The following is a 2,920-nucleotide window of genomic DNA, read 5'->3' as shown; positions in this document are numbered from 1 at the left end:
ACTAAGAGTGAAGCTACTGCGCCACTTCGTCCACTAAGTACAAGATGGATTGATACGGAATGCCACTGTGATGTGACAAACCGATCTCACAGGTTCGGCTGTTGCTGAATCCACGAGTACAGTTGCTCGGCACTTGTTCTTTGAGTGGATGCACTGCCGCCTCATTCAGCTCTGGCGTGGTAAAACCTTTATCACCCGCCCAACCACAGCATTGAATATGCTCAGGAACGATGACCTCTTCGGTACAGGCTTTAGCAAGGCTCAACATCGCGCCTTCCAAACCCATTCGACGAGAACTACACGTCACATGCAGCATCACGGTTTCTTGCAGCGGCTCAAGTGTCAGGTGCTCAAGCAAGTATTGATTCACAAACCCTGTCGGCTCTAGCACTTCTAGTGGCTTGGTGAACTGTTCAATACTGCGTTTAGCACATGGGCTGGTGTCCATTAATACTGGGTATTCACCCTGACGACTGGCTTGCCACAACACTTCTTCGAGCTGTTGCGCTTTAGATTGGGCTAAATCGGTCATCCCTTTGCTGTCGTAAGGCATGCCACAACATTGGTCGTCTAGCTTCTTCGGAAGAATAACCTCAAATCCGGCTTTGTTAAGCAAAGACATGGTCACTTCAGTTAGAGGGCGTTGATCGCCCGCATCGCTTTGCTGTCCCATGGTTCGACTGGCACACGAAGGGAGGTAAACCACCTTCTTATGATTGCTTGAGGATTCTGCCGTCACGGGTGATGAGACTAGCGAGTGACTATTGGATTGCGGCATCTCAGGCATCCAAACAGGTGTCGCGCCTTTAGTTATTGAGCGCAGGCCGTTGGTTAGCTTGCCGACTGTGTTTGCGCCTAATACTTTACTCGCCACTTGGTTGGTTTTGAGGCCGGCTTTGGTCAGCTTGGTGGTGGTCGAGAAATGATCCGCTGTCCACTTAGCGATTGGCGTAAATTTCTCGTACTTGGCAATACGAAGCTTCTTGATCAAATCGCCGGTGTTGATTCCCACTGGGCAACGCTCGGCACACAGGCCTGTTGCGGCGCAGGTATCAATGCCTTGGTATTCGAAGGTTTTCTCTAGTTCGCTTGCTTCCATCTCTTCACCTGCGGCACGTCGGCGTTGTAACTCGCGGTACAGCACGATACGTTGGCGTGGCGATAGAGTTAAGGTACGAGACGGACAAACAGGCTCACAGAAGCCACACTCGATACAGCGGTCGACAAGGTCGTCGGCAGCAGGCATTGGCTTCAAATTCGTGATGTGTGAATTTGGATTGTCGTTAATAATAACGCCGGGGTTGAGCAGTCTTTCTGGATCAAACAAGGCTTTGATCTGTTGCATCAAGGCGTAGCCATCTTTACCCCATTCCAATTCGACATAAGGTGCCATATTACGGCCAGTGCCATGTTCTGCTTTCAGAGAACCTTGGTATTTCACCGCGACCAGTTCGGCAACGTCATCCATGAAACCGCCGTAGCGATCGATTTCTGTTTGGCTGTCGAAGCCTTGAGTAAACACAAAATGCAGGTTGCCTTCGAGGGCATGGCCGAAAATGATCGCTTCGCTGTAGTCGTATTTATCGAACAGCTCTTGCAGCTCTCGAATGCCGTTAGCGAGGTTTTCGACAGGGAAAGCCACGTCTTCGATGATAACGGTTGTACCGACTTCACGAACGGCTCCAACCGCAGGGAACATGCCTTTTCGAATGCCCCACAGAGTTGTGACTGTCTTTGGATCGGAAGTGAAAGGCACCGATTCAACAATCGTGTATTCAGTCAATGCGTCCAAAATTGATTTACATTGTAAATCTAAGTCCGGCTGGGAGCTGGCGTGTGATTCAACCAAAATAGCCGCGGCTTCTAAGTCCAAGCTTGGCATAAATGCAGGCATACCCGGTTTATCAGCCACTGAACGCAGCGCTCTACCATCCATCAATTCAACCGCAGCAACGGGTGTTTTTGATAGCGTAGTAACCGCTTTACTGGCTTGTTCGATGTCGGCAAACACCAACAGAGCCGAAGCTTTGTTTGGATGTTCGATAACCGTGTTGTAGGTAATCTCAGCAATGAAACCTAGTGTACCTTCTGAGCCAATCATCAAGTGTTTGATGATCTCAATTGGGTCGTGGTAATCGACCAAGGCATTCAGAGCGTAGCCAGTGGTGTTTTTGAGGCGGTACTTGTGGCGAATTCTGTCTGCGAGTTCTTGGTTTGAAGCTGTCTGTTGATGTAATTCGACAATGCCTTTAAACAGCTCTTTATGTGATAGCTTGAATGCTTCAACACTTGCGTTATCTGCCGTATCAAGCAGGGAGCCATCACTCAATACGATTTTCATGCTCTCGACGGTGCGATACGAGTTTTGCGCAGTACCACAACACATACCACTGGCGTTATTTGCTGCAATACCACCGATTTTACAGGTATTGATTGAAGCTGGATCTGGGCCGATTTTACGTTGGAAAGGAGCAAGGTATTTGTTTGCATCAGCGCCAATCACACCCGGTTGAAGGATGATCTGATTGCCGTTATCTACGATTTCATGGCCACGCCAGTCATCGGTCAGTGTGATGAGGACCGAGTCTGAAACGGCTTGTCCTGAAAGGCTGGTGCCCGCGGCGCGAAAGGTAAAATGAATACCGAGTTCACGACAGCTTTGAATGGTGAATATCACTTCGTCTAAGTTCTTGAGCCTTAGAACCATTTTCGGCACCAAGCGATAAAAACTCGCATCGGTGCCGTAAGCCAAGCGCTTTGCCTCTTGAGTGACAATGCGTTCTGTTTCTATTTTTTGAGCCAGTATCGCTTCAAGCTGCTGATAAGCTTGTGCGTCTAGTACTCGCTCATGGGATGTGGTTGTCTCCATCTTTGCTTCCTTGTGCTTCTTATTTGGCACTGTTCAGGGCGTGTTGACCTT

Annotated in this window: 1 protein-coding gene; it reads right to left on the bottom strand. The window is 49.1% G+C overall.

Features of this window, described 5'->3' with window-relative positions; translation table 11 throughout:
• Positions 1-13: 13 nt before the first annotated feature.
• Complete coding sequence (locus AB4653_RS19325) at positions 14-2,869, bottom strand: FAD-binding and (Fe-S)-binding domain-containing protein (protein ID WP_102257665.1); 2,856 nt, start codon at positions 2,867-2,869, stop codon at positions 14-16.
• Between the last annotated feature and the right edge of the window lie 51 nt (positions 2,870-2,920).

It is taken from the genome of Vibrio sp. 10N.222.48.A3 (assembly GCF_041475345.1).
GTDB classification, from domain to species: domain Bacteria; phylum Pseudomonadota; class Gammaproteobacteria; order Enterobacterales; family Vibrionaceae; genus Vibrio; species Vibrio tasmaniensis_A.
This window is presented reverse-complemented; position numbering and strand designations above follow the sequence as displayed.

What these genes read in the sequence shown, in the direction of transcription:
- AB4653_RS19325 (WP_102257665.1), bottom strand. Translation starts at nt 2,869, where the DNA reads ATGGAGACAACCACATCCCATGAGCGAGTACTAGACGCACAAGCTTAT.